The sequence below is a fragment of the Serratia oryzae genome, assembly GCF_001976145.1.
Taxonomy (GTDB): Bacteria; Pseudomonadota; Gammaproteobacteria; order Enterobacterales; family Enterobacteriaceae; genus Chania; species Chania oryzae.
This window is the reverse complement of sequence record NZ_MOXD01000001.1, coordinates 585,931-611,999: the sequence shown is the minus strand read 5'-3', so window position 1 is coordinate 611,999 and position 26,069 is coordinate 585,931. Positions and strand designations below refer to the sequence as shown.

At 55.1% G+C, this 26,069-nt stretch carries 23 protein-coding genes; 10 read left to right on the top strand and 13 right to left on the bottom strand.

Annotated features, from left to right (window positions below):
* Position 1: 1 nt before the first annotated feature.
* On the bottom strand, positions 2 to 1,732 hold the full coding sequence (gene argS / locus BMI79_RS02890) for an arginine--tRNA ligase (protein ID WP_076940311.1): 1,731 nt from the start codon (positions 1,730 to 1,732) through the stop codon (positions 2 to 4).
* A gap of 771 nt (positions 1,733 to 2,503) precedes the next feature.
* On the opposite strand from argS, the gene BMI79_RS02885 reads away from it, so the two are divergent.
* A complete protein-coding gene (locus BMI79_RS02885; RefSeq protein ID WP_076940310.1) occupies positions 2,504 to 3,067 on the top strand; it encodes a VOC family protein in 564 nt (187 codons plus the stop codon).
* Here the strand turns inward: BMI79_RS02885 and BMI79_RS02880 are convergent.
* The gene (locus BMI79_RS02880) at positions 3,064 to 4,215 is read right to left on the bottom strand and encodes a MalY/PatB family protein (protein ID WP_076940309.1); all 1,152 of its coding nucleotides are present in this window, start codon (positions 4,213 to 4,215) and stop codon (positions 3,064 to 3,066) included. The two genes, BMI79_RS02885 and BMI79_RS02880, sit on opposite strands and share 4 nt — an antisense overlap.
* A 117-nt stretch (positions 4,216 to 4,332) precedes the next feature.
* Between BMI79_RS02880 and cutC the strand changes: the two genes are divergently transcribed.
* From cutC to BMI79_RS02865, 3 genes are all read left to right on the top strand, one after another.
* Positions 4,333 to 5,091, top strand: coding sequence for a copper homeostasis protein CutC (gene cutC / locus BMI79_RS02875; protein ID WP_076940308.1), 759 nt, complete (start codon positions 4,333 to 4,335; stop codon positions 5,089 to 5,091).
* 870 nt (positions 5,092 to 5,961) lie between these two features.
* The gene (locus BMI79_RS02870) at positions 5,962 to 7,317 is read left to right on the top strand and encodes an MFS transporter (protein ID WP_076940307.1); all 1,356 of its coding nucleotides are present in this window, start codon (positions 5,962 to 5,964) and stop codon (positions 7,315 to 7,317) included.
* 10 nt (positions 7,318 to 7,327) lie between these two features.
* Positions 7,328 to 8,503 (top strand): 4-hydroxybenzoate 3-monooxygenase, encoded by a 1,176-nt coding sequence (locus tag BMI79_RS02865; protein WP_241680024.1) that lies wholly within the window; start codon positions 7,328 to 7,330, stop codon positions 8,501 to 8,503.
* 43 nt (positions 8,504 to 8,546) lie between these two features.
* On the opposite strand, the gene BMI79_RS02860 is transcribed toward BMI79_RS02865, so the two are convergent.
* A complete protein-coding gene (locus BMI79_RS02860; RefSeq protein WP_076940306.1) occupies positions 8,547 to 9,380 on the bottom strand; it encodes an IclR family transcriptional regulator domain-containing protein in 834 nt (277 codons plus the stop codon).
* A gap of 241 nt (positions 9,381 to 9,621) precedes the next feature.
* Here BMI79_RS02860 and BMI79_RS02855 point away from each other — a divergent pair, with 241 nt between their 5' ends.
* Complete coding sequence (locus BMI79_RS02855) at positions 9,622 to 10,995, top strand: 3-carboxy-cis,cis-muconate cycloisomerase (protein WP_076940305.1); 1,374 nt, start codon at positions 9,622 to 9,624, stop codon at positions 10,993 to 10,995.
* Positions 10,992 to 11,381, top strand: a complete 390-nt coding sequence (pcaC, locus tag BMI79_RS02850) for a 4-carboxymuconolactone decarboxylase (RefSeq protein WP_076940304.1) — start codon at positions 10,992 to 10,994, stop codon at positions 11,379 to 11,381. The genes BMI79_RS02855 and pcaC overlap by 4 nt, the downstream gene beginning before the upstream one ends.
* A 4-nt stretch (positions 11,382 to 11,385) precedes the next feature.
* Here the strand turns inward: pcaC and pcaQ are convergent, their stop codons facing one another.
* From pcaQ to BMI79_RS02830, 4 genes are all read right to left on the bottom strand, one after another.
* The gene (gene pcaQ / locus BMI79_RS02845; RefSeq protein WP_076940397.1) at positions 11,386 to 12,318 is read right to left on the bottom strand and encodes a pca operon transcription factor PcaQ; all 933 of its coding nucleotides are present in this window, start codon (positions 12,316 to 12,318) and stop codon (positions 11,386 to 11,388) included.
* A gap of 81 nt (positions 12,319 to 12,399) precedes the next feature.
* On the bottom strand, positions 12,400 to 13,026 hold the full coding sequence (gene pcaG, locus BMI79_RS02840) for a protocatechuate 3,4-dioxygenase subunit alpha (RefSeq protein ID WP_425272336.1): 627 nt from the start codon (positions 13,024 to 13,026) through the stop codon (positions 12,400 to 12,402).
* Positions 13,026 to 13,748: a protocatechuate 3,4-dioxygenase subunit beta gene (pcaH, locus tag BMI79_RS02835; protein WP_076940303.1), complete on the bottom strand. Its 723-nt coding sequence runs from the start codon at positions 13,746 to 13,748 to the stop codon at positions 13,026 to 13,028. The genes pcaG and pcaH overlap by 1 nt, the downstream gene beginning before the upstream one ends.
* A gap of 151 nt (positions 13,749 to 13,899) precedes the next feature.
* Positions 13,900 to 14,547 (bottom strand): TetR/AcrR family transcriptional regulator, encoded by a 648-nt coding sequence (locus tag BMI79_RS02830; RefSeq protein WP_076940302.1) that lies wholly within the window; start codon positions 14,545 to 14,547, stop codon positions 13,900 to 13,902.
* Positions 14,548 to 14,761: 214 nt separating this feature from the next.
* On the opposite strand from BMI79_RS02830, the gene BMI79_RS02825 reads away from it, so the two are divergent.
* A complete protein-coding gene (locus tag BMI79_RS02825) occupies positions 14,762 to 16,624 on the top strand; it encodes a bifunctional sugar phosphate isomerase/epimerase/4-hydroxyphenylpyruvate dioxygenase family protein (RefSeq protein WP_076940301.1) in 1,863 nt (620 codons plus the stop codon).
* Between the two features lie 6 nt (positions 16,625 to 16,630).
* Here the strand turns inward: BMI79_RS02825 and BMI79_RS02820 are convergent, their stop codons facing one another.
* Positions 16,631 to 17,518: a shikimate dehydrogenase gene (locus BMI79_RS02820; RefSeq protein ID WP_076940300.1), complete on the bottom strand. Its 888-nt coding sequence runs from the start codon at positions 17,516 to 17,518 to the stop codon at positions 16,631 to 16,633.
* A gap of 523 nt (positions 17,519 to 18,041) precedes the next feature.
* Between BMI79_RS02820 and BMI79_RS02815 the strand changes: the two genes are divergently transcribed.
* Positions 18,042 to 19,412, top strand: coding sequence for an MFS transporter (locus BMI79_RS02815; RefSeq protein ID WP_425272341.1), 1,371 nt, complete (start codon positions 18,042 to 18,044; stop codon positions 19,410 to 19,412).
* 42 nt (positions 19,413 to 19,454) lie between these two features.
* On the opposite strand, the gene cmoB is transcribed toward BMI79_RS02815, so the two are convergent.
* From cmoB to BMI79_RS02790, 5 genes are all read right to left on the bottom strand, one after another.
* Positions 19,455 to 20,426 carry a tRNA 5-methoxyuridine(34)/uridine 5-oxyacetic acid(34) synthase CmoB gene (cmoB, locus tag BMI79_RS02810; protein ID WP_076940298.1) on the bottom strand — a complete coding sequence of 324 codons (972 nt, stop codon included), beginning with the start codon at positions 20,424 to 20,426 and terminating at the stop codon, positions 19,455 to 19,457.
* Complete coding sequence (cmoA, locus tag BMI79_RS02805; RefSeq protein WP_076940297.1) at positions 20,423 to 21,166, bottom strand: carboxy-S-adenosyl-L-methionine synthase CmoA; 744 nt, start codon at positions 21,164 to 21,166, stop codon at positions 20,423 to 20,425. Before cmoA ends, cmoB begins: the two co-directional genes overlap by 4 nt.
* 103 nt (positions 21,167 to 21,269) lie before the next feature.
* On the bottom strand, positions 21,270 to 21,665 hold the full coding sequence (locus tag BMI79_RS02800) for an MAPEG family protein (RefSeq protein ID WP_076940296.1): 396 nt from the start codon (positions 21,663 to 21,665) through the stop codon (positions 21,270 to 21,272).
* Positions 21,666 to 21,818: 153 nt separating this feature from the next.
* Positions 21,819 to 22,634 carry a DUF72 domain-containing protein gene (locus BMI79_RS02795; RefSeq protein WP_076940295.1) on the bottom strand — a complete coding sequence of 272 codons (816 nt, stop codon included), beginning with the start codon at positions 22,632 to 22,634 and terminating at the stop codon, positions 21,819 to 21,821.
* 67 nt (positions 22,635 to 22,701) lie between these two features.
* Positions 22,702 to 23,274 (bottom strand): hydrolase, encoded by a 573-nt coding sequence (locus tag BMI79_RS02790; RefSeq protein WP_076940294.1) that lies wholly within the window; start codon positions 23,272 to 23,274, stop codon positions 22,702 to 22,704.
* 521 nt (positions 23,275 to 23,795) lie between these two features.
* Between BMI79_RS02790 and aspS the strand changes: the two genes are divergently transcribed.
* Positions 23,796 to 25,580 carry an aspartate--tRNA ligase gene (gene aspS / locus BMI79_RS02785; RefSeq protein ID WP_076940293.1) on the top strand — a complete coding sequence of 595 codons (1,785 nt, stop codon included), beginning with the start codon at positions 23,796 to 23,798 and terminating at the stop codon, positions 25,578 to 25,580.
* The gene (nudB, locus tag BMI79_RS02780) at positions 25,580 to 26,026 is read left to right on the top strand and encodes a dihydroneopterin triphosphate diphosphatase (RefSeq protein ID WP_076940292.1); all 447 of its coding nucleotides are present in this window, start codon (positions 25,580 to 25,582) and stop codon (positions 26,024 to 26,026) included. Before aspS ends, nudB begins: the two co-directional genes overlap by 1 nt.
* Positions 26,027 to 26,069: the final 43 nt, after the last annotated feature.

Sequence of the window (26,069 nt, the reverse complement as noted above, 5' to 3'; positions counted from 1 at the left end):
CTTACATGCGTTCGACGGTGTCGATCCCTAAGGTGTCCAAACCGGTTTTCAGCGTTTTGGCGGTCAGCAGCGCCAGTTTCAGGCGGCTTTGACGGGCTTCTTCGCTCTCGGCGTTCAGGATCTGGCAATGTTCGTAGAAACCGGAGAACAACCCGGCTAGATCGTACAGATAAGTACACATCACGTGTGGTGTACCCTCACGAGCTACCACGGTAAGGGTTTCTTCGAATTGCAGCAGGCGGGTGGCCAACGCAATTTCCCGCTCTTCGGTCATCACCAACGGCAGAGTCAGGTCGTTTTCAGCGATACCGGCGCGTTTGAACACCGAAGCCACGCGGGTATAGGCATATTGCATATAAGGGGCCGTGTTGCCTTCAAAGGCCAACATGCTGTCCCAGTCGAAGATGTAGTCGGTTGTGCGGCTTTTTGACAGGTCGGCGTATTTCACCGCGCCGATACCCACGGTATTAGCCACGTTCTGCATTTCTTCAGCGGACATGTCCGGGTTCTTTTCAGCAATCAATTTGCTGGCCCGCTCAATGGCTTCATCCAGCAGATCAGACAGCCTGATGGTGCCACCAGCACGGGTTTTGAACGGCTTGCCATCTTTGCCCAGCATCATGCCGAACATGTGATGTTCCAGCGTCACCGCATCTGGCACATAACCGGCTTTACGCACGATAGTCCAGGCTTGCATCAGATGCTGGTGCTGGCGTGAGTCGATGTAATACAGTACGCGATCGGCACCCAGCGTTTCATAACGGTATTTGGCACAGGCGATATCGGTGGTGGTATACAGGTAGCCGCCATCTTTTTTCTGGATGATGACGCCCATTGGGTCACCGTCTTTATTCTTGTATTCGTCAAGGAAGACCACGGTAGCGCCTTCGCTCTCTACCGCCAGCCCTTTTGCTTTGAGATCGGCAACGATGCCCGGCAGCATAGCGTTGTACAGGCTTTCACCCATCACGTCATCTTCGGTCAGGGTGACGTTCAGACGGTTATAGGTGATCTGGTTTTGTGCCATGGTGATGTCAACCAGCTTACGCCACATCTTCAGGCAGTAGTCATCACCCCCTTGCAATTTCACCACGTAGCCACGGGCGCGCAGGGCGAAATCTTCGTCTTCGTCGTAGTTTTTCTTTGCTTCACGATAGAACTGTTCCAGATCCGACAGACCCATATCGCTGGCGTGCTCGTTCTGCATTTTTTCCAGATAGGCGATCAGCATGCCGAACTGGGTGCCCCAGTCACCAACGTGGTTGGCGCGGATCACCTTATGGCCGAGGAATTCCTGGGTACGCGCGGCAGCATCACCAATGATGGTGGAACGCAGGTGGCCAACGTGCATCTCTTTCGCCACGTTGGGGGCAGAGTAGTCGATCACAATGGTCTGTGGCGCAACCGGGGCAATACCGAGCTTGGGTGCGCTCAACACGAGGTCAGCCTGATGAGCAACCCAGTTCGCGTTCAGGAAAATATTGATAAAGCCGGGGCCAGCGATCTCGACCTTGCTGGCTATGTCACCCAGGTCCAGCAGTTGCACCACTTTCTCTGCCAGCTGTCGTGGCGGCATGCCGAGTTTTTTCGCCACGGACATGACGCCGTTAGCCTGATAATCACCAAACTGCGCTTTCGTGGACTGACGAATTTGCGCTTCGCAATCGGCAGGTGCGCCTGCGGCAATCAGCGCCTGGCTGACTTTATCTGATAGAAGAGCCTGAATATTCACCGGGTTACCTTAATGCAAACGAGGGGCGTGCGCTGCACGGCCCTCCGGATTCAAAGGTGGTTCTTATTACCGCGCCAGAAAGGCCGGCTAACCACAAAATAGCCCGTAATTGTATCTGATAAGAGGCGCCGCGTCAGCAGTTGACGCGGGCAGGGTAACGAAAGAGGGGAAAAGTGGCGCTATGCAAGGTTAAAGAGTTAACGTTGTTTATTGTGGCGACCAGGACGGCTGCGTCGACTAGTATGCAGCATACTATTTTGACTTATCCTGCAGTGGCGATAAATTGCATAGACCGCAATAAGTATCAGAACAACAGAAAGGCCTAAAAGAAGCATAGTTATTTACCTGTATTTTGGTACAGGCTCAAATTATCGTAATAGTCCGGTGTAAGCAATTAATCACGCGCCAAATAAGAAAATTCTTACTATATCTTGTTTTTTTAGTCATTAAAATCAATGAATAAAGATTTTCTGCGTAAATTTTGGAGAAGGAATTGTGTGTCTTAAAATTAAATTTGTTTTAAAACAATTGGTTGGGTGGTTGTTTTATCTTGAGAATATAACAAATTAAAAGTGGGGTTAAATAATACACTCTAGGCGCTATTATCATTACCGACTGTCTAATAGTTTTTCGCAAAATAAAGTTGTACAAAAGAAGGAATAATTCACTCAAACCTGACGGTTTTTTTCACTGTACAAGTCGTAGCCTGTGCCGCATTCGCCGTGTAAATTATGCTATCTGTTGCCCGCATTTGGAGAAATTGAACAACCTATGATCTCTTTGTCATCGATTACCGAACTTAACGACCTGGTGCAGGATTTACCGCGCTTTGAACAGGCGCTGACACAACTGGCAGAAAAGCTGCATCTCGATTTGTCAGCATTCAGCGCTGACCATATTTCGCTGCGTTGCCACCAGAACAGCACCGCCGATCGCTGGCGCCAAGGGCTATTGCAGTGCGCGACGTTGTTGTCGGAAACGGAGATCAACGGCCGGCCTATTTGCTTGTTTGATCTGGCCGTTCCTTTGGCGGTGGGCCCGTGGCATATCGACTGTGTGGAGCTGCCCTATCCTGGTGAAAAACGTTATCCGCACGAAGGATGGGAGCACGTGGAACTGGTGCTGGGCGGCGATCCGGCCACCCTCTATGCGCGAGCGTTGAGCTGTTTGGCGGATGAGGCGCTGCTGCTGCCAGGGATCAAGCTGAAGCAGAGTGCGCCAAAAGGAGAGGGGGAACGCTTGCCGAACCCGACGCTGGCCCTGACGGATGGCAATATCACCATCAAGTTCCATCCGTATCCTATCCGTGACATCGTCGCCAGCGAGCGGGGTTAACCGGCACTGAGGCGATTGACCGCCTGCGCCATGCGATCCAGCGCCTCTCTGAGCAGTTCACGTCGGCAGCCAAAGTTGAGACGCACAAAACGGCGGTCGCCAAAGTCTAGCCCAGGGCTCAAGCCAACACCGGCCTGCTCGAAAAAGGCATGCGGGTTGTTTACGGGCAATCCGCGGCAATCGATCCAGGCCAAGTAGGTTGCTTCTACCGGAGGCAGATGCAGGCCGGGCAAGGCATTAATACGCTCGATCACCAAATCGCGGTTGGCGCGTAAATAATCCAGTTGTTCATACAGCCACTGTTGCCCATCGCTGTAGGCTGCCTGAGCGGCAACCAGCGCCAGTATGTCCACTTCCGGCACAATGCCACTGCGCGCCCGGCATAGCTGTAAACGCAATTGGTTGTTAGGGATGATGGCCATTGAAGCCCCCAATCCGGCGATGTTGAAGGTTTTTGACGGTGCCATCAGAGTAATGCTGCGCTGCGCCGCATCGTCATTCAGGCTGGCAAACGGAATATGCTGCAAGCCGGGCTCCAACAGCAGATCACAGTGGATTTCATCCGAACAGACGATCAGATCATGACGGCGGGCGAACTCATGCTGCGCCAGCAGTTCTTCGCGCCGATACACCGTGCCGCCAGGGTTGTGTGGATTGCATAGCATCAGTAGCCGCTCGTTCCCTTCAAGTTGCCGTTCTGCGTGAGCGAGATCCAATACCCAGCGTTGATTATCGAGCCGTAACGGAATTTGCCGTTGTGAACGACCAGCAAACTTTGCGGCTTTACGGAAAGGAGGATAAATCGGTGAAGGGGCAAGGGTTGCCTGACCTTCAGCGGTAAAAGCACGTACGCATAAATTCAGCCCGCAAACCAGGCCCGGCAGGATAACCAGCCATTCGGGCAAAATGTGCCAGCCATAGCGCTCTGCCATGCGCCGGGTAAAAACCTTGCCAAGCTCAGGGGATGGGTGGCCGTAGCCGAACACGCCATGGGCGATGCGCTGCTGCAGAGCGTCGATCACCGCAGGGGGAGAAGCAAAGTCTGTGTCGGCGACCCAGAGGGGAATAATGTCGCGATCGCGATATTTGTTCCACTTAACGCTGTCACTGTGACTGCGGTCTATCCATTGATCAAAATTGAATGCCATAGTTTCCCCTTGAGCTGGCTTATGTTGTAGGGTACGACCCTATGCGAGAAATCTTGTAACTATAGCGACAGGTAGAACAACTGCTGTAGCATTTTTAGCCGTTCACTGGGGGTAACGATGATAAAACTGGAAGTTTGTTGCTATAGCGTCGATTGTGCGATGACGGCTGAACAGGCAGGTGCCGATCGTATTGAACTGTGCGCCAGCCAGAGTGAGGGCGGATTAACGCCAAGTTATGGTTCGCTGTTGCTGGCCCGTGAGCGGGTGAATATTCCCGTGCATCCGATCGTGCGTCCGCGCGGTGGTGATTTCTGTTACAGCGCGGTCGATTTCGAGATCATGAAAAATGATATCTCATACATTCGTGACCTGGGGTTTGCCGGCGTGGTGGTCGGGATGTTGGGTGAAGAAGGGCATATTGATTTGCCGCGCATGCGGGAAGTGATGAAATTGAGCGGTGAGATGGCGGTGACTTTCCACCGCGCGTTCGACATGTGCCAAAACCCGCTGGTTGCGTTGGAGCAATTGACGCAATTGGGCGTAGCTCGCATTCTGACCTCGGGGCAACAGCAAAATGCCGAGCTGGGATTACCGCTGTTACGTAATCTGTTGCAGGCCAGCCAAGGGCCGGTGATTATGGCGGGGGCCGGAGTACGCTTAAGTAACCTGCACAAGTTTGTAGATATCGGTATTCAGGAGTTGCACAGCTCTTCTGGGCATACGGTGCCTTCGACCATGCGTTATCGCAAGGCCGGTGTGACCATGTGTTCCGACAGTGAGTTTGACGAGTTCAGCCATTATTGCGTGGATGGTGAAATGGTTGAAGCAATGAAGAATGCGCTGGCTTTGGTTGGCCCAATAACCAAGAGTGCGTGAAATAGACTCCTCGTTGTACCGGATCTGATATTTTCTGGCCCCGATAGATTATCGGGGCTTTTTAATTCCAAGCCAAGACATCAAACAATTATCTACGGCGAATAGATAAAAAAAAGCCCTGTTCAGGGATGATCGATCAGGGCGAGGCGTTTTGAAGTCGGCAATTATTATTTTGAACAGCATTATTAGCATTCAGAGTTTAGTTTAGAAATACTGCTATAACGTAGTGAGAATTATCTCAAAATCAATGAGTCAGCTTATAATAACCTGGCTTAATTTTAAAAAGGTTCAGCCTGTGACTATTTGCGGTTAATAGGTTGGTACAGCCGAAAAAAAGCCCTGAACAGGGTAGAGGTGCTCAGGGCGAAGTTATCAAGTATTCACTGGTGTTGGCGCGATACCAACACTTTTATATTAGTTAATAATTCTTGAGTTATCGTAATTTAATTGTTGCATTAATGTAACTATTGATTGCATTCAGGTGAGATGGGCGTTTTATCGCTCAACAGTAACGCTAATTTCCAGTGCCCCTCTTCCTCACGTTGCTGACAAGACGGCCAGCGTCAAATGAATCGTCATTAAGTACCATTAATTAATGTTAAACTAGTCACATAAATTCGATGTGCCTTTATTGGTGCATAACGATTTTTTGCATTGATTTATATTGTAATTTTTCATCTCTCCACCTGCTTTTGTTCGGTATTCGCACAGTAATTTAATTAACAATATTGCAACTTTTCGACGTCAATGTTTTGCTTAAATGGCGATTGACGCACTTGTGTTCGATTATCGCGCATTTAAGGGCTCTCAGGATACTTATCTCGCGTTCCCTTATGGTCACAGTAGCTCAGCCAAGATAGGAAGCGCTCTATGCCACAAGAAAACACTATTGATGTCCAAGCACTGATCAACAACAGCCGGTTTTCCACCTACCAGTGGCTAATACTGGGGATGTGTTTTTTAACGGTTGCGCTGGACGGTTTTGACACGGCGATCGTCGGTTATATTGCCGCTTCTCTGGTGCAGGAGTGGGGGATTGAAAAAACCTCACTGGGCCCGGTGATGAGCGCGGCGCTGGTGGGCCTTGCCGTAGGGGCACTGACCGCCGGGCCGTTGGCAGATCGCATCGGCCGCCGCAAAGTATTGATTCTCTCGCTGCTGGTCTTCGGCGGTTTCAGCCTGCTGACCGCGTTTGCGACCAACTTATCCATGCTGACTCTGCTGCGCTTCCTCACCGGATTGGGGTTAGGGGCTGCTATGCCTAACGCCGCGACGCTGATGTCGGAATATGCCCCCGAGCGCCGCCGGGCGTTGCTGGTGAACCTGATGTTCTGTGGTTTCCCGCTGGGTTCTTCGCTGGGCGGCTTCGTTTCTGCCTGGCTGATCCCCCATTTTGGCTGGCAAAGCGTGCTGATTCTGGGCGGTGTGGCTCCACTGCTGTTGGCGCTGGTGCTTATTGCCGCACTGCCAGAGTCGGTACGTTTTATGGTGTTGCACCGCTATCCGGCCGAACGTATTGCAGCCGTACTGCGCCGTATTTCGCCGCAGCAGTTGGTGGCACCGCTGCGTTTTACTTTGAATGAACAAGGGGCAAAAACCGAGAAGTCGGCGTTACGGGTAATCTTTTCCCCGCATTACCTGCGTGGCACCTTGATGCTGTGCCTGACCTATTTCATGGGGCTGATGATTTTCTATCTGTTGACCAGTTGGCTGCCGCTGTTGATCCGTGAAACGGGGGCCTCGCTGCGCCAGGCTTCGTTGATTACGGCCTTGTTCCCACTCGGGGGCGGCATTGGAGTGCTGGTGATCGGCTGGTTGATGGATCGGATGAATCCACACAAGGTGGTGGCCGTCGGTTACCTCCTCACCGCGCTGTTTGTCTTTGCTATCGGTTTTGTCAATACCAATCCGGTGCTGATGGGGGGCGTGGTGTTTATTGCCGGCGTTTGCATGAACGGTGCGCAGTCATCCATGCCGGCATTGGCCGCCGGTTATTACCCGACAAACGGTCGCGCCACCGGGGTGGCCTGGATGCTGGGTATTGGGCGCTTTGGCGGCATTCTTGGTGCAATGAGCGGCGGATTGCTGATGCAATTGCAACTGTCTTTCAGCGTGATTTTTACCCTGCTGGCGATCCCGGCATTGGTCGCCGCGTTGGCATTGATGATTAAACATTTTTCCCTCAGCAAACCTGCGTTGCTGGGCTCACTGAACAAGGCTCAATAAGGAGAACGTTGTGCATAGACAAACACAGGTAGGGATCGTGGGTGCCGGGCCCGCTGGGCTGATGCTTTCTCATCTGTTGCATCTGCAAGGGATCGAGTCGGTAGTGTTGGAAACGCGTAGCCAGCAAGCGGTGGAATCAACCATTCGTGCCGGCGTGCTGGAACAGGGAACTGTCGACTTGCTTAACCAGACCGGCTTAGGGGCACGTCTGGCGCGTGAAGGGGCCAAACATCAAGGGATCCGGCTGGCATTTGACGGGGAACAACACCGTATTGACCTGACCGAACTGACCGACAGAGAAATCACCGTCTACGCCCAACATGAAGTATTGAAAGACCTGATTGCCGCACGTCAGGCGGCACAGGGGCAACTGCTGTTTGAGGTGGAGCAGGTGTCGCTGCAGCAACTGGAAAGTGCGCGTCCGCAGATCCATTATCGTCATCTGGATGAAGACCACATCATTAGCTGCGATTTTGTGATTGGCTGCGACGGCTTTCACGGCATCTGCCGTGCCGCGATGCCTGGCGGGCTGCGTAAGGATTATACTCGCGTCTACCCCTTTGGCTGGTTTGGTATTTTGGTGGAAGCGCCTCCTTCCTGTGACGAACTGATCTATGCCCGCCATGCGCGTGGTTTTGCCCTGGTCAGCACGCGTTCGGCGCAGGTGCAGCGCATGTATTTTCAGTGCGATCCGCAGGAAAAGGTTGAGGATTGGTCTGACGATCGGATTTGGCACGAACTGGAAACCCGCTTGGAAAACCGCAACGGTTGGTCACTAAAGCAAGGGAAAATTTTCCAGAAAAATGTGGTCGGCATGCGCAGTTTTGTGACTGAACCGATGCGTTATAAACGCCTGCTGTTAGCCGGGGATGCCGCGCACATTGTGCCGCCTACCGGCGCAAAAGGGTTAAACCTGGCCATGGCCGACGTGCGCCTGCTGGCTCAGGCGCTGGAAAGCCTATACCGCCAGGGCAACTGGTCGCATCTGGATGCATACAGCGAGCAGGCCTTGCGGCGGGTATGGCGTGCGGAGCATTTCTCCTGGTGGATGACCAACATGTTACACACCCAGGGGGAAAGCAGTTCGTTCCAGCAGCGCCTGCAACTGTCTGAATTGCAATACATGGTCAAATCGCGCAGCGCCATGACCATGCTGGCTGAAAACTATGTTGGCTTGCCTTTTTAATCAGCAACCGCAGCCCGTAAGGGCTGCGATATCGGTGGCGGAGTCAGGATAACAGCAGTGACAGTTCCTGAGCGCCATCACGCAACACCGGCAGGATGCGCTCAGTCAGTTCAGCGATCGGCACCAATCCCGCCTGCACCCCGACGTTCAGGGCCGCGCTGACGCTGCCGTCGGCAGCCAGGAGCGGCACGGCAATCGAACGCAAGCCAATTTCCAATTCCTGATCGTTAATGGCGTAGCCTTGAGCACGCACCTTTTTCAGCTCTTCTTTCAGGCTGCTGACGCTGGCAATGGTGTGCTGGGTATAGCGCACCAGGCTGACGCGCTTGAGGTAGTTATTCAGCGCTTCCGGCGGCAAATGGGCGATCAGCACGCGCCCCATCGAGGTGGCAAAGGCAGGCAAGCGGCTACCGATATCCAGATCGATACTCATAATACGTGAGCTGGACGCGCGTGCGATATACAGAATGTCGTCACCGTCCAGCGTGGCGATCGAACAGGATTCATTGAGCATCTGGCTGATGTGCTTCAGCACTGGCTGAGTGGCCTTGGCCAGCGGCGTCGAGGCCAGATAAGGGTGGCCCAGCGTCAGGATGCGCGGGCGCAGCTCAAAGTTCTTGCCGTCCTGCGCGTAGACAAAACCTAATTTGGTGAGCGTGTACAGGCAACGGCGCACCGCGGCGCGCGGGATGCCGGTTTTCTGACTGATTTGTGAGATCGACATCAGCCGCCGCTGCGGCGTGAACGCCTGGATCACCTCCAGGCCGCGCGCCAGCGAAGTCATAAAATTCGGGTCACCTTTAAACGGATCGTTACTGCTGCCAGCAACAAAACTGTGATCTTCGGAAGCAGCGTCGGGGGAGGAGTGGCGAGTCATGGTCAATCTCTGCTGGTATTGGCTAATTTCGCACAGTCTATCCGATAATCGCCCACTGCGCGCTGCGGGCCGCAAACTGACGCGTGAAAATCCTGTTCGGATCACAGAATCTGATAACAGCACAATCAAGTTCCCGTTTTGTGCGATATACGCACAGTATAGCGATTATCGCCCTTGACGCTGTTCGGTTAGCAAGGCTAACGTTAACGCGTTGCCCAGAGTGAGTAGAGGACAGGAAATGATGGAATTACTGACACCGTTGCTGCGGCCTTCAGCGGTCAACCACTGCTTTAGCGATGCAGCGGTTTTGCAAGGGATGCTGGATTTTGAGGCAGCACTGGCGCAGGCGCAGGCTGAAGCTGGCGTGATCCCGCGTTCAGCAGCAGAAACCATCGCCCGCTGTTGTCAAAGCGAATTGTTGGATGCTGGTGCAGTGGCCGCCGCGGCGGCACAGGCAGGTAATCTGGCGATCCCGCTGGTACGCCAACTGACCGCGCGGGTGGCCGAACAGGATGCGCAGGCGGCGCGTTTTGTGCATTGGGGAGCCACCAGCCAGGATGCGATCGATACCGGCTTGGTGTTGCAGCTGCGCGGTGCGTTAGCGCAGACCGATCGCCAGTTGACGCAGCTGATGACGGTTCTGGTGCAGCAGATTGACCGCCATGGCGTTACGCTGATGGTGGGGCGAACCTGGATGCAACAGGCGCTGCCCACCACGTTAGGGCTGAAACTGGCTGGCACATTGGACGCGTTGCTGCGTTATCGCCAACGCTTGCAACAGATGTTGCCACGCGTGCTGGTGCTGCAATTTGGCGGTGCCGCCGGGACGCTCAATTCGCTGGGCACCAAGGGCAAAGCGGTGTCTGCTCTGCTGGCGCAGCGTTTGCAGTTGACGGAAGCCGACACCCCTTGGCACAGCCAGCGCGATCGCCTGCTGGAAGTGGCGGGCTGGTATGCGGGGCTTGCCGGTACGTTGGGCAAGCTGGCGCGCGATATTTCACTATTGTGCCAGACCGAAATTGCTGAGGTTGCCGAACCGCAGGCCGAGGGACGCGGCGGTTCTTCAACCATGCCGCATAAGCGCAACCCGGTGTCCTGCGCGGTGATCCTGGCGGCGGCGATGCGTGCCCCCGCGCTGGTAAGCGGCCTGTATCAGGCGATGCTGCAAGAACATGAGCGTGGTTTGGGTGGTTGGCATGCCGAATGGGAAAGCCTGCCGGAACTGATGATGCTCAGCGCCGGGGCGCTGGCGGCCAGCGTGCCGCTGATTGACGGGCTGCAGGTTTTCCCGGCCCGTATGGCGGATAATCTGGCGCTGACCGGTGGGCTGATCCTGGCTGAAGCCGTGACGATGGCGCTGGGTGAACAGATGGGGCGCCAGAACGCCCACCGCCATATCGAACAGGCCTGCCAGCACGCACAGGCAGCAAATTTGCCGCTGCTGGCGGTGTTGGAACAGGATGAGCAGGTGCTGAAATGGCTCGATCGCCAACAACTGGCCGAACTGCTCGATCCTGCCAATGCGCTCGGCAGCGCCAGCGTATTTATCCAACAGGTCTTGGCTCGTGCCAAAGCGGCGCACCAATCACTTTTCACCACCGAGGAGCAATCATGAATGATGAACAGCGTTACCAGCAAGGGATCGCGGTACGCCGCGAAGTGCTGGGGGATGCCCACGTTGACCGCACCCTGAGCAACCTGACGCCGCTCAACCAGGAGTTTCAGCACTTTATCAGCCGCTACGCCTGGGGCGAGATCTGGACCCGTCCTGGTTTGGCGCGCCATACCCGCAGCCTGATCACCATCGCGATGCTGATTGCCCTTAACCGTGAAGCGGAGCTGCGCATGCACCTGAAGGCAGCGTTCAACAACGGCGTCACCCGCGAAGAGATCAAAGAGGTGTTGATGCAGAGTGCGCTGTACTGCGGTTTACCTGCGGCCAACGCGGCGTTTCATCTGGCAGAAGCGGTGTTTGCCGAAATGGATGCTGCGGCAGGCTGAAGGGTTAAGCTCGTTCCCCCAAGGCTTCGCGGCGCACTGCGGTGATAAACTCTTGCAGAGCGCCGCTCGAATGCGCCTGATTACGCACGATGATCCCCACCGGTTCAGAGGTGCCTGGCCCGCTGAATGGCAGCGGCAGCAATCTGCCGGCGGCGAGATCGTCCTGCACCGCACCGGAAGGCACAAACCACAGGTAGTCGTATTGCAGCGTTAACCGCCGCGCCAGCGACGGTGACAAGGTTTCCACACGCTGGGCGGGCAGGGAAAGGCCGCTGGCGGTCAGCAGCGCCTCGGCATTCTGGCGCGGTACGGTGCCTTTGGGGGCGACGATCAGCGGGTAGCGCAGGGCATTTTCCAGCGTCAGGGTTTCACGCAGCAGCGGGTGTGCGGGCTGGGCCACAACCTGTAACTCTTCCAGAAACAGCAGTTCAAATAGCAGGCCGCTCATCATTTGCGGATCCGCCATGCGGCCGATCGCCAGATCCAGTTCACCGTTTTGTAACTGCGCCAGCAGCGCCGTGTTGTGCATGGTGGTGACCTGAATGCGCAGATGAGGATGAAGCTGCTGAAAATGGGCGATGACCGGCGGTAATACTCCCAGCGCGGCGGTGGGTAGAGCGCCTATCCGCAGCGGGGGCGGCAGAGCCTGGGCCTGTTGCGCCAGCACGTCTCCGGCGTCGGCCAGGGCCGCCATGATGCGCTGCGCATGAGACAGGAACACCTCGCCTTGCGCCGTCAGGCGGGCACCATGGCGGCCACGTTCAAACAGGGTGACGCCGGTCAGGGCTTCCAATTCGCTGAGCGTTTTCGACAGTGCGGGTTGACTCAGATTCAGGCGTTCCGCCGCCCGGTGCAGGAAACCTTCCCGGGCGACGGCGATAAAGCAGTGGATATGGCGCAGACGAATACGCTGGGTAAAAACGTTGTTGTTATCTATCACGCCGCCACTCCGTCATTAAGGTTACGGCAGAGTAACCGATCTTTCTGCCGTTATGAACGGGCTTGGCCGCACTCTGGATTACACATCGAAAAATACGGTTTCGTTCTCTCCTTGCAGCACGATATCAAACTGGTAGAGAGTGCCCTCTGCCGTGGTCTTTTTCTGGCCGATCAGCGTATTGCGCCGGACTTCCTGTTCGACCAGGTTGAGCACCGGATCGGCCTGGTTAGCTGCTTCCTCGTCGGAGAAATACATGCGGGTATGCAGCCCCAGGTTGATGCCACGCGCCACGATCCACAGGTTGACATGCGGCGCCATCAGCCGGCCGTCGCGCCCGGTCACTGCCCCAGGTTTGATGGTATCAAAGGCATAAACACCGCTGGCGAAATCGGAGCAGGCACGCCCCCAGCCACGGAAGTTATTGTCCAGGCTTTTATCATGCTGATGATCCTGCGGGTGTTGATAACGCCCGGCGGCATTGGCCTGCCAAATTTCCAGCAGGACGTCACGCAGCGGCGTACCGCTACCGTCGAACACCCGGCCTTCAATACGGATACGTTCGCCGCGGGTTTCGGCATTGGTCAGCACCGGGCCGAAGTTGTTGTCGAAAATATCAAAACCAGCGGCATGAGGGGCCAGGCCGATATGTACGTAAGGGCCTGCGGTTTGTGAAGGTGTTTCCAGCAAATAGGTATCTTTCAACATTAGGCTTTCCCCTGTAAGCGGTTTTCAAACAGCGTGGCGCGATGCCCGCGCAGCACCAGATCAAAGCGATACGCCAGGCTGTCGAGCTGCACAGACGCGGACTTATCGAGTACCGAAATCAGCGAACGCACGGCGTCATCGTTATTGATGGAACGCACAATCGGGCATTGGGCAATCAGCGGATCCCCTTCGAAATACATCTGGGTGATCAGGCGTTGTGCAAAGGCATCACCAGAGAGGGAAAAATGGATATGTGCCGGGCGCCAGTCATTGACACGGTTGCGCCAGGGGTAGGGGCCGGGCTTGATGGTGCGGAAAACGTAATAGCCCTTGTCGTCGGTAAGCATGCGTCCACAGCCGCCAAAGTTGGGATCGATCGGTGCCAGATACTGATCTTTTTTGTGGCGATAACGGCCACCGGCGTTAGCCTGCCACACCTCAACCAGCGTATTGCGCACGGGCTGGCCGTTTTCGTCGCGCACGTAGCCATGCACGATAATCCGCTCGCCAATCGGCATACCCTGTTTGGCGTAATTCAGGATCAGATCGTTATCTAGCGGCCCGAGTTCACTGCTGGAAAACACCGGGCCGGTGATTTCGGAAAGCGAATTCTGCAATGAAATGGGGGCATTACGCGGCGAGCGTAAGACACTGCTTTTATATTCCGGTGAGTAGGCTGGCGGATGGCGATCGCGATTGCGTTGATACAGCTCGCTGCTCATAGGGCGCTCCTTATGGATAAGGTGAAGGGGATAGCTTGACCCTCGGCAGTGTATAAGCGGTGAGTTGTTACAATAAAGTGAATTTTACAGGCTGTTTACATAGCAAAAAGTAATGTAAATGGCCTGCAATAAAGCAAAGGCAGCAGGCAGTTTACCTTGCAAGATAGCGGGTTGTGGCGACCACCGCCATTTTTCGGTGGTGGGCAATCTGTTCTTCTGGCGATTGGTTACTTTCAAAAAGCGTATTGAATGTGTACTGATTGGCAACATGGTGGAAACACAGGCTGCTGATCAGGCGGTGGACATCGTGGGCGCTGACTTCGTCATTAAACAGTTGTTTGGCTTTACCGCGCGCCAGAATATCTTCCAGCAGCGTCAGCGCACTCTGGTTGAGCGCGCGGATATGCGGCGACTGGCTGATGTATTGACCGCGCATCATGTTTTCCATGCAAATCAACCGAATAAAGTCGGGGTGCTCCACGTGGTAATTGAAGCTTTCTTCCACCAGCCTGACGATGGCTTCTGCGGGTGGCAGGCTAGCTAACGCCAAAGCGGACTCGTGATTGCGAATGTGCTGATAGACATATTCCAGCACCGCCAGATACAAGGTTTCTTTGTTCTGAAAGTGATACACCACCATGCGCTTGGTGGTTTCTGCCTGCTGGGCAATATTTTCCAGGCGCGCGCCTTTGAGGCCAAACTCGGCAAACTCAGACAAGGCGCTGGTAAAAATACGCTGTCTCAAACCTTGGGGATCGTTTTTGCGTTTGCCGCTTGGTGAGTCGATTGGATTTAACATCAAGAGGTTGGTTATTGAGAGAACACCGGGTAAGAGTAACCGCCGGGCTGCGCCAATACAACCTTCGCTTTCCGGTTGTTTTGTGATCGCTGTTAAGGAGTGGTGAACGCCGTTTTGAACCTGGTTGACATTATGAACCTTTTGGTACAAAAAAGGGTGTGCCGTGCTTCTGCCCGGTGCCAGAGGGTATTTGGTTTATCAACAGGGGAATCTCATGCTGCGTTCAATAGCGACGGTATCCATTGCCGGAACGTTACCGGAAAAGCTGGCAGCCATTGCTGCGGCAGGCTTTGATGGTGTAGAAATTTTTGAAAACGATCTGCTCTACTTTCCGGGTAAACTGGCAGAAATACGCCAGCGGGCGCAAGACCTGGGGTTAGCCATTACGTTGTACCAGCCGTTTCGTGATTTTGAAGGCGTGCCGCGATCGCTGATGGCGGGCAATCTGGAGCGCGCGCGGCGCAAGTTTGCGCTGATGCATGAGCTGGGGTGCGATCGCATGCTGTTGTGCAGCAATGTCTCACCAGACAGCTCTCCCCACTTCGATCAGCAGGTAGAGGATCTGGCCCAGTTGGCTGATTTAGCACAACAGCAACAGATCGTCGTCGCCTATGAGGCGTTAGCCTGGGGGCAGCACGTTAACCGCTATCGGCAGGCGTGGGAACGGGTACGTGCGGTTAACCGCCCGGCGTTGGGTCTGGCATTGGACAGTTTTCATATTTTGGCTTTGGGCGACAAACTCGATCAATTAGATGATATTCCGCTGGAAAAGATCGCCTTTCTGCAACTGGCGGATGCGCCGTGGTTGAACATGGAAGTGATTGAGTGGAGCCGCCATTTCCGCTGTTTCCCTGGACAGGGGGTGTTACCGCTGGTGGAGTTTGCCGCCGCGCTGCTTCGTAAAGGGTACTGCGGCCCCTGGTCGTTGGAAGTGTTTAATGACGGTTTTCGCGCGGCACCCAGCGGCGCAACGGCGAAAGACGGCTGGCGCTCGCTCTTGCTGTTAGAAGAACAGGCGCAGGCGGCGTTGAGGCAAATCGACCCTGAATTGTTCAGCACAGCGCCACTGCCACAGCGTCAGGCGATCGAATTCTTGGAATTTGCCGTTAATGGCGCAGAAGCAGACGAACTGGCGCGCTGGCTTGGGCAATTGGGGTTCAGCCACGCTGGCGTTCATCGCTCCAAGCGCGTGGCACTTTACCAGAATGGCGGAATTCGCGTGGTGCTTAACCAGCAGCCAAACTCTTTTGCCGCGGGCTACCATGAGCAGCACGGCGCTTCGCTGTGCGCGCTGGCCTGCCGTAGCGATCGTCCACAGGCTTTGTTACGGCGCGCCAGAGACTTTGCCTACCCGTCTTATCAGGGGCAGGTTGGCCCGAATGAGCATGAAATCCCCGCGCTCTGCACGCCGGACGGCAGCCTGATTTACCTGTTTGGCGAGCAGACCAGCGAGGTGTACCAGGATGATTTCCACCTGCAACCCGTAGCAGCTGTAGCAGGGCCACGGTTAGAGGGGATCGATCACTTGGCTTTGGCGATGCCCGCAAGCGCGCTGGAAAACTGGGTGATGTTTCTGCGCACGGTGTTGGGGATGCAGGCGGACAGCGAACAGTTGCTGCCCGATCCTTACGGCCTGGTGCGCAGCAAAGCGCTGCACACCCTCTGCAACGGCATTCGCTTACCGTTGAACGCTTCACAAAGCCTGGACACACTCAGTGCGCGCACCGTGGAGGCTTATCACGGCAGCGGGTTGCAGCACGTGGCATTCTCCACGGCCGATATTTTTCAGGCGGTGACTGCCGCCAGACAAAATGGCGTGGCGCTGCTGACCATCTCCGATAACTACTACGACGATCTGGCAACCCGTTTTAGCCTGGATGCAGAGTTCGTTGCTCGGTTGCGGCAGCACCATATTCTTTACGATCGCGATCCGGTGGGGGGCGAACTGCTGCATGTTTACACTCAGCCGTTCAGCGGTGGGTGTTTCTTCTTTGAACTGCTGGAAAGGCGTGGTGGCTATAGTCAGTACGGGGCAGCCAATGGTGCAGCACGCCTGGCAGCGATGCGCCAAGGGTAGCCCGGCTTATGCCGGGGTGACGCAGGCCTGTTGAAAAATCGCTAGCATATGTTCGCGATCCGCTGGCAGGCCGGTGTAAAGCTCAAATGCCTGAGCGGCCTGGAATACCACCATGCCGTCACCGCCAATTGCCTGGCAGCCTTTGGCGCGTGCGCGCAGGACCAGCTCCGTTTCCCGGGGAACGTAAATCACATCGGCCACCCAGTGCTGCGGCGTGAGCCAGTCAATATTGATGGGGATACCGGGGTGGCCGCTCATGCCGATCGGCGTTGCCTGCACCAGGCCGTTGCTGTTGGCTAATGCCTGCTGCGGATGGTGGGTGATGCTGATGCGATCGGAACCGAAGTGCAGCAGCAACTGCTGGTACAGCGCTTCACTGCGCGCCGTATCGCGATCGTACAGGGCCAGATGCTTGACGCCATACTCCAACAGGCCGTAGGCGCTGGCACTGCCTGCCCCCCCAGCGCCGATCTGCAACACGCGTTCAATATTCACCCCGGGTAAATTACGGCGGAAGTGGCTGATAAAACCGGGGCAGTCGGTATTGTGGCCGATGCGCTGGCCGTGGCGAAACAGAACGGTGTTGACCGCGCCAATAGCGCTAGCCTGCGGCGAGAGCTGATCCAGATAAGGGATGATTTGCTGTTTGAACGGGTGGGTCACGTTGCAACCGGTAAAACCGAGGGTTTCCAAGCTGCGTAACACATTTGGCAGGGCCTCCGCCTCCCAACCACGTTGGGCAAAGTCCAGCAACTGATAGCTGCAGCGTAGACCTTGGCGGCGAGCTTCGTGCTCGTACAACTGGGGAGACAGCGAGCCTTGGATATCTTTGCCTAGCAAAGCCAGCAGATAAAGCGCTGGACGCGATGCTGCAAGTGGGGCGTTGGCATTCATGATGAACTCCGGTGGTTTCAAGGTTGGGGCAGATTGCCCGCGCCATGATAAAATGAACCATATGGTTCTTTATGTAAACATGAGGGATGTGATTTGTGACAGTTGTCAAAGGTGATAAAGGGGCACCGGCTGAGCGGAAACCCTCGGGATATGATGAGCTTCACATATTTGCAACAATATTTTCACCTTTGGCGCTGGCAATAAACAGAAAACCTTAGGTGAATTAATATGTTTTATTTCAATTAATTGAGTTTATTTTTAACCGTGAACCACATCAAGTCAGTAAGGTTAAAATGTACCAAACAGTTCGATAACCGCCCAAATTATCGCATCACCCCATTGCTGGCACCCGTGTGAATTCTTACATTCTAAGTACGATATACGAATTATTGGGCGATAATCGCCCAGTTTACCGTTGCTGTCGCCATCGGCCGCAGGCGTATAACTCAACGACGCAAAGATCGATTACAGCGTGTTGATGACGAAAAACGCTTGTGGCATAGCCGAATGTACGGAGGGAAATATTGTGGCTGCAAACGAGATAGATGTGAGGGAATTGATTAACCAGCGTCCCCTGGGGCGTTTTCAAAAGCTGATTATCTGCCTGGGATTCATTGTGATTGCCCTGGATGGCTTCGATATCACGCTGATGGGGTTTATTGCGCCAGAGCTGAAGGTGCAGTGGGGCGTGGCTAACCACCAATTGGGTTGGGTGATCAGCGCTGCGCTAGTCGGGTTAACCTTGGGGGCGCTGCTCTCTGGCCCGCTGGCGGACCGTCTGGGCCGCCGGGTGATTATCATCAACAGCGTATTTTTCTTCGGTTTTTGGACCATTATTACCGCCTTTTCGCAGAATATCGACCAGATGATATTGTTCCGTTTTATGACCGGGCTGGGGATGGGCGCTGCGATGCCGAATGTTGGCACGCTGATCTCTGAATATGCGCCGGAGAAAAAACGCTCGTTCCTGATTACCGTGGTGTTCTGCGGCTTTACCTTTGGTGCTGCGATTGGGGGATTTGCCGCCTCTTGGTTGATCCCGCGTTTCGGCTGGCACTCTCTGCTGCTGCTAGGCGGGATCCTGCCGTTGCTCAGTGTGCCACTGTTGTTGCTGAAACTGCCGGAGTCGGTGCGTTTTCTGGTCACCAAGCGCGCCAGCGCGCAGCGCATCGGCAAGATTGTTGAAAAACTGGCACCGGGCAGCACCCGCCCGGACACCCGTTTTACACTGCCGCCGTTGGTAGGCGAGGGCAAAGGGGCGGTGCGGATTGTGGTGTCGCGTGATTACCGTTTCGGTAGCGTTATGCTGTGGATTGGCTATTTTATGGCGCTGTTTCTGGTCTATCTGCTGGGCAGTTGGTTACCGACGCTGGTGAAAGAGATCGGCCTTAGCGTTGCTCAAGCGGCGGTGATCACCGCGTTGTACCAGGCGGGTGGCACTTTTGGCTCCTTGTTTGCCGGTTGGATGATGGACAGGGTCAACCCGCATCGGGCGCTGGGTGGTATTTATCTGGTGGGCGCGGCCTTTACCTTGCTGATTGGCCAGGCGGCACACAGTGAAATCTTGCTGGGGCTGCTGGCTTTCGGCTGCGGTTTCTGCCTCAACGGTGCTAATACGGGTATGAACGCACTTTCTGCTGGCTATTACCCCACCGAAGCCCGCGCTACCGGCTCCAGTTGGATGCACGGTATTGGCCGCACCGGCGCTATTCTGAGCGCCTTTGCCGGAGCGCAGATGCTGGCGTTGGGGTGGGAGTTTACCCAGGTGTTTGCCATTATTGCGATCCCTGCGGTGATCACCGCCTGCACCATTTTCGCTAAGGGGATCTGGGGATACCAGCGGCAGCCAGTTACGGCTCAGGAAGAGAGGGTGCAGCAGTCAACGGTAGCCTGAGGCAAGCAAGCAGCACAGGCATTGCGTCTGTGCTGCCGTGATTCAGGGTTTTTTCGCGGTGAATACCGCGCGCAGCGGTGCCGGGTAGCCTTCAATGGTTTTGCTGCGATCGTGCGGATCCAGGAACTCCGCCAACGACTCACTGGTCATCCAGTCAGTGCGGCGCTGCTCGTCAAGGCTGGTGACACCAATATCAGCAATCTTGACGTCGACAAAACCGCATTTTTCCAGCCAGCATTTCAGCGCTTCTGCGGAAGGGATAAAGTAAACGTTACGCATCTGCGCATAGCGATCGCCCGGTACCAGCACCTGATGGCGATCGCCTTCTACCACTAGCGTTTCCAGCACCAATTCCCCTTCGGCGACCAGCTGATTTTTCAACTGATACAGATGATCCAGCGGCGAACGGCGGTGATACAGCACGCCCATCGAGAATACGGTGTCGAACGCCGCCAGTTCCGGCAACTGTTCAATGCCGAGTGGCAGCACATGTGCGCGTTGATCGCCACCCAGCAGTTTGCGCACCGCTTCAAACTGGCAGAGAAATAACTGCATTGGGTCGATACCCACCGCCAGATGGGCCCCTTCGCCGACCATCCGCCACAGGTGATAACCACTGCCGCAGCCGACGTCGAGAATGGTGCGGCCGGCCAACGGAGAAATGTGCGGCAGCACGCGATCCCATTTCCAGTCGGAGTGCCATTCGGTATCGATATTGATGCCATACAGGGAAAATGGCCCTTTGCGCCATGGCATCAGGGTACGCAGCATTTTCTCGATGCCTTCTAACTGACCAGGCGACAGCGGCTGTTCCATGTCGGCGCGCACGCCGTGCAGCAGATCGAGGTGCGTTGGGGTCAGTTCAGGCAGGTGTTCCACCGAGTTGAACCACTGTTTGAACTTGCCATGCAGTGACTCACGCTGCCAGGCGCTGATCTGCGCGGGCAGGGTATCCAGCCAGTGGCTGAGCGGCCCTTTGGCAATGCGTTGATAAAAATCGCCAAACTCAATCATGCGGTTTCTCCTGATTTCAGGGCAATCAGCGAACCAAAGTTAAAACATTGGAACCAGACCTCGGCGTGTTCAAACCCTGCCTGTTGCAGCCGGGCTTTATGGGTTTCCACTGAGTCTGTCAGCATCACGTTCTCCAGCATGCTGCGCTTTTGGCTGATTTCCAGTTCGCTGTAGCCGTTGGCGCGCTTGAAATCATGGTGCATGTTGAACAGCAGTTCGCCCACGTTGCTGTCTTCAAAGCTGAATTTTTCCGACAGCACCAGCGCACCGCCGGGCCGCAGCCCACGATACACTTGCTGCAGCAGACGCAGGCGATCGGCAGGCTCAAGGAATTGCAAAGTAAAGTTGAGCACTACCATCGACGCATTTTCAATGTTGATATCCAGGATATCCGCTTCAATGACTTCGACCGGTGTATCGGCGCGGAAGGCGTCGATATGGCGGCGGCAGCGTTCAACCATGGCGGGGGAGTTATCGACGGCGATAATCTTGCAGCCAGCCACGTTGATGTTCCGCCGCATCGACAGCGTGGCTGCCCCCAGAGAACAGCCAAGGTCATACACCTGGCTGCCCGGCTGGACAAAACGTTCGGCCAGCATGCCAATCATGGAGATGATATTGGAATAACCGGGAACGGAGCGCTGGATCATGTCAGGAAAGACTTCAGCGACGCGTTCGTCGAAGGTCCAGTCGCCCAGTTTGGCGATCGGTGCAGAGAAAAGGGTATCGCGGTTTGGCATAGCGGCAAATCAGGTCAGAATTCGAAGGCGCGTATACTAGCAGAAAAAGACGGGAAATAATGCATACCCGTCGTCTTTCAAACTGTAGCGGTGCTACGGGGAATCAATGCAGGCTGAAAACCAGATCCCAGGGCAGATAGAAGATATTGGCGATAACCATCAGGATTAGCGAGATATAGGTGGCCGCCATTCCTGAACGGCGCCAACTGACCTCGCGATTGCGCAGGCCATAATAGTGAACCAGCCTGCCTGCCATCAGCAGCAAACCGCACAGATGAATCATCCAGACTTCGGCCCCGTTCATCTCCATGATGACCAGCAGGACGGTGGCAATAGGGATGTATTCAACCGCATTGCCATGTACGCGGATTGCGGTTTGCAACTCGTAGAATCCGCCGTCGCCGTAGGCAACACGGTACTGCATCCTCAATCTAACTACGTCATAAGAGAGTTTGATCAACAACAATGCGCCGAGCACCACATAAAGCGCGCTTACCATTTTTAACTCCATTCCCTAACTAAATCAGGCCATAAGCATGATAACTGCCATTATCGGCACTGTCGCGAGGAAAAAGCCAATATGTTCATCATACATTGGGTGGCAGGCGCATTAGTTGGCTTGCTGCTCGAATTTTACCGCTTATATAAAGGGTTAGAACAGCGCATTCTGTTCAGGCCAGTCTGGCGGTGCGGGTAAATTCGGAATAGCCTGGCGTAATTGCTGCCAGATTTTTTGTGCCTGCTGCGGCGAGTCGCCGTTATCTGGCGTATGAATGAACAGATAAGGCTGATACTGTTGCTGCCAAATCGGAAGTTTCTGCTGCCAAGGGGCAAACCAGCGCAAGTTGTCTTCCAGCACATCCCCGCCGATAAAGCGCACCAGCGGATTGTTGGCAGTGACGATCGCGTGAACCGGCAGTTTGGGCTTTTTCTGCTGGGCGTCACGAACGGCGGCGGTGTTGGGTTTGGCGTTATGCACCGAACGGCTATCAAGAATCACCCGATTGATGCCGCGATGATGTAACCCTTGGTTGAGCAAGAGTTCGTCCTCACCTTTGGCGAAAAACGCCGGATGGCGCACTTCTACGCCGTAGGTAAAGGCTTGCGGCAGAGCGTCGAAAAACTGCCACAGGATGGGCAGGTGTTGCGGGCTGAAAGCGGCGGGCAGCTGTAACCAGAGCTGCCCGATGCGTGAATGGATCGGGCTCAGGCAATCATAAAACGCCTGGATTTCGCTTGAACAGAGGCGCAGCGCGGCTTTATGGCTGATATCTGACGGAAACTTGAAACAAAAGCGGAAATTATCGCTGGTCATATCGCGCCAGCGATGGACTATTTCCAGCTTCGGTAACGCGTAGAAGGTGGTATTGCCTTCCACGCAGTTAAAATAACGGCTGTAATCTGCCAGATCGCGCAGCCCGATGCGGTTCCAGGCTGCGTGTTGCCACTGTGGTAATCCGATATACATCAATCTGTTGTCTTCCTGGTATACCTGTCGTTTTCCAAGCCACAACCTAGCAGGTTTTCAGACTGCGTTACAGTGCTGCCAGAATCTCGCTGGTGCTGCGTACGCGGGCAATACGCGGGAAGATATGGTCGAAGGCAAACTGATGCATCTCGGCGCTGTAGGTGCTGCACATATCTTCGGCGATCACCAGTTCATAGCCATGTTCCCAGGCGTTGCGGGCGGTGGATTCCACGCCGATGTTGGTGGCAATGCCACCCAGTACGATCGACTTGATACCACGGCGGCGCAGTTGCAGATCGAGATCGGTGCCGTAGAACGCGCCCCATTGGCGCTTGGTGATCAGGATATCGCTATCACTGACCGCCAATTCCTGTGGGAATTGCCACCACGAATCCGGCAGGCCGCCGACCGGTGCTGGAGAAGGTTTATCCACTGGCTGTTTCAATGCTTCGGCAAACGAGTCTGACCAACCGACGCGCACCAGGAACACCGGCGCGCCCAAGGCACGGAAGCGGCCTGCCAGATGAGCAGCATGGGTGACCACCTGGTTGGCGCTGTGCGGGCCTGCGGCGAAGGGCAGAATGCCATCTTGCAGATCGATAAGTACTAACGCGGTGGATTGGGGATCAAGTTTCAACATTGGGGTCCGTCTCATATGTGGATAAAATTCATGCTGGCAGGCGCATGGTCAATGACCAGTCAGCAAGCTGTGGCGTGAGGCTACGTGAAAAAACTGCGCTGAGTTAATGGAAAATTTGTTAACTAATGTGTTACCCCTAGCAAAGATGCCCTATATCTACCCAAAATACGTGGAGTTGCAGGTAGGCGGCAACTGAGTGAGTCCCCAGGAGCTTACATAAGTAAGTGACTGGGGTGAGTGAAGGCAGCCAACAACCCTGCAACTTCACGTATGAAGGGGATAGCGTTGCAACAATGCGGTGTTCGCACTTATCTGGCGCATGAATTTCCTTTATAATGGCCGCCTTTTTTCACCGATCTTTAATCCAACGACCTATACCAAGGGATTTCACGTTTCAGCCAGGTGGCAAGTGCGGGTTGTGCACGGGCGATCACGCTGTGGCGGGTATAGATAACAGCCGTGCGGACAACAGCAATCATGCAACACTCCGGCGGAGTCGGCTTAAGTCAAAAGGATAGCGTATGCGTACTGAATATTGCGGGCAGTTGAATCTGGCCCACGTCGGCCAGGAAGTCACTTTATGTGGTTGGGTCAACCGTCGTCGCGATCTGGGCGGCCTGATCTTCATTGATATGCGTGACCGTGAAGGTATCGTGCAGGTGTTTTTCGATCCAGACCAGAAAACGGCGTTCGATAAAGCGTTCGAACTGCGTAATGAGTTCTGCATTCAGATCGTCGGCACCGTCCGTGCTCGTCCGGACCATCAGGTCAATAAAGATATGGCTACCGGTGAAGTGGAAGTGTTCGCGCACGGTCTGGAGATCATCAACCGCTCCGAACCGCTGCCGCTGGACTCCAACCAGACCAACACCGAAGAAGCGCGCCTGAAATACCGCTATTTGGACCTGCGTCGCCCGGAAATGGCCGATCGCCTGAAAACCCGCGCCAAAATTACCAGCTTTGTGCGCCGTTTTATGGACAGCCACGGTTTCCTCGATATCGAAACCCCGATGCTGACCAAAGCCACGCCAGAAGGTGCCCGTGATTACCTGGTGCCGAGCCGCGTGCATAAAGGCAAATTCTATGCGTTGCCGCAGTCTCCGCAGCTGTTTAAACAGTTGCTGATGATGTCCGGTTTCGATCGCTACTATCAGATCGTCAAATGCTTCCGCGACGAAGATCTGCGTGCCGACCGTCAGCCTGAATTCACTCAGATCGACGTGGAAACCTCCTTCATGACCGCCGATCAGGTGCGTGAAGTGATGGAACAACTGGTACATGAACTGTGGCTGGACGTGAAAGGCGTGGATCTGGGGCAATTCCCGATCATGACCTTCGCCGAAGCGATGCGCCGTTACGGCTCCGACAAACCCGATCTGCGTAACCCGCTGGAACTGGTGGACGTGGCCGATCTGGTGAAAGAGGTTGAATTCAAAGTGTTCTCTGGCCCGGCAAATGATGCCAAAGGCCGCGTTGCGGTGATCCGTGTGCCGGGTGGCGCGCAGTTGACCCGCAAGCAGATCGATGAATACGGTGCCTTTGTTAACATTTATGGGGCCAAAGGGCTGGCATGGCTGAAGGTTAACGACCGTGCCGCTGGCATGGAAGGTGTGCAAAGCCCGATCGCCAAATTCCTCAGTGAGGAGGTTCTGGAAGCCGTTCTGGCACGTGCCAATGCGCAAACCGGCGACATCCTGTTCTTCGGCGCTGACAGCATCAAGATTGTTACTGATGCGATGGGCGCACTGCGCTTGAAGCTGGGCCGCGATCTGGGGCTGACCAAGCTCGACAGCTGGGCACCGCTGTGGGTGGTGGATTTCCCGATGTTCGAAGAAGATGGCGAAGGTGGCCTGGCGGCGATGCACCATCCGTTCACCGCACCCCGTGATATGAGCCCGGAAGAGTTGGCTAAAAGCCCGGTTTCAGCCATCGCCAACGCCTACGATATGGTGTTGAACGGTTACGAAGTGGGTGGCGGTTCGGTGCGTATTCACCGCAGTGAAATGCAGCAGACGGTATTTGGCATCCTGGGTATCAACGAGCATGAGCAGCGTGAGAAGTTCGGCTTCCTGCTGGATGCGCTGAAGTACGGTACGCCACCGCACGCCGGTCTGGCTTTCGGCCTGGATCGTCTGGTTATGCTGCTGACCGGTACGGAAAACATCCGTGACGTCATCGCTTTCCCGAAAACCACCGCAGCGGCTTGCCTGATGACCGATGCGCCAAGCTTCGCCAACCCGGCATCTTTGCAGGAGCTGGCGATCAACGTGGTAAAGAAAGCCTCTGCCGAGCAAGAGAGCGAGTGATGAATTACAAGCGGCCCGAGTCGATCCTGGTGGTGATTTATGCGCAATCCAGTGGCCGGGTGCTGATGTTACAGCGGCGTGATGATACGGAGTTCTGGCAGTCGGTGACCGGCAGCCTGGAAAACGGTGAATCACCGCCGCATGCCGCACAGCGCGAAGTCAAAGAAGAGACGGGAATCGATATCGGCGCAGAAAATTTGCCGCTGGTCGATTGCCAGCGCTGTGTGGAGTTTGAACTCTTCGTCCATCTGCGGCATCGCTATGCGCCAGGAACTACGCGCAATAAAGAGCACTGGTTCTGCCTGGCGCTGCCTGAAGAGCGCGATCCGGTATTAAGCGAACATCACGCCTACCAATGGCTTGACGCAGCAGACGCCGTCAAACTGACCAAGTCGTGGAGCAATCAGCAGGCGATTGAAGAGTTTGTGACCCAATCTATACCCTGAAGGCGTTGAGTTGCAGGAAACCAGTGGGCCGGCAACTCGAGGT

Bases quoted from the DNA above. Each gene is read 5' to 3' on its own strand.
- BMI79_RS02790 (WP_076940294.1), bottom strand. From the start codon at position 23,274: ATGTTGAAACTTGATCCCCAATCCACCGCGTTAGTACTTATCGATCTG.
- BMI79_RS02870 (WP_076940307.1), top strand. From the start codon at position 5,962: ATGCCACAAGAAAACACTATTGATGTCCAAGCACTGATCAACAACAGC.
- BMI79_RS02880 (WP_076940309.1), bottom strand. From the start codon at position 4,215: ATGGCATTCAATTTTGATCAATGGATAGACCGCAGTCACAGTGACAGC.
- BMI79_RS02860 (WP_076940306.1), bottom strand. From the start codon at position 9,380: ATGACTCGCCACTCCTCCCCCGACGCTGCTTCCGAAGATCACAGTTTT.
- pcaG (WP_425272336.1), bottom strand. From the start codon at position 13,026: ATGTTGAAAGATACCTATTTGCTGGAAACACCTTCACAAACCGCAGGC.
- cmoB (WP_076940298.1), bottom strand. From the start codon at position 20,426: ATGATTGAGTTTGGCGATTTTTATCAACGCATTGCCAAAGGGCCGCTC.
- cmoA (WP_076940297.1), bottom strand. From the start codon at position 21,166: ATGCCAAACCGCGATACCCTTTTCTCTGCACCGATCGCCAAACTGGGC.
- BMI79_RS02855 (WP_076940305.1), top strand. From the start codon at position 9,622: ATGGAATTACTGACACCGTTGCTGCGGCCTTCAGCGGTCAACCACTGC.
- BMI79_RS02795 (WP_076940295.1), bottom strand. From the start codon at position 22,634: ATGTATATCGGATTACCACAGTGGCAACACGCAGCCTGGAACCGCATC.
- aspS (WP_076940293.1), top strand. From the start codon at position 23,796: ATGCGTACTGAATATTGCGGGCAGTTGAATCTGGCCCACGTCGGCCAG.
- BMI79_RS02885 (WP_076940310.1), top strand. From the start codon at position 2,504: ATGATCTCTTTGTCATCGATTACCGAACTTAACGACCTGGTGCAGGAT.
- cutC (WP_076940308.1), top strand. From the start codon at position 4,333: ATGATAAAACTGGAAGTTTGTTGCTATAGCGTCGATTGTGCGATGACG.
- nudB (WP_076940292.1), top strand. From the start codon at position 25,580: ATGAATTACAAGCGGCCCGAGTCGATCCTGGTGGTGATTTATGCGCAA.
- pcaH (WP_076940303.1), bottom strand. From the start codon at position 13,748: ATGAGCAGCGAGCTGTATCAACGCAATCGCGATCGCCATCCGCCAGCC.
- BMI79_RS02830 (WP_076940302.1), bottom strand. From the start codon at position 14,547: ATGTTAAATCCAATCGACTCACCAAGCGGCAAACGCAAAAACGATCCC.
- BMI79_RS02800 (WP_076940296.1), bottom strand. From the start codon at position 21,665: ATGGTAAGCGCGCTTTATGTGGTGCTCGGCGCATTGTTGTTGATCAAA.
- BMI79_RS02825 (WP_076940301.1), top strand. From the start codon at position 14,762: ATGCTGCGTTCAATAGCGACGGTATCCATTGCCGGAACGTTACCGGAA.
- pcaC (WP_076940304.1), top strand. From the start codon at position 10,992: ATGAATGATGAACAGCGTTACCAGCAAGGGATCGCGGTACGCCGCGAA.
- BMI79_RS02820 (WP_076940300.1), bottom strand. From the start codon at position 17,518: ATGAATGCCAACGCCCCACTTGCAGCATCGCGTCCAGCGCTTTATCTG.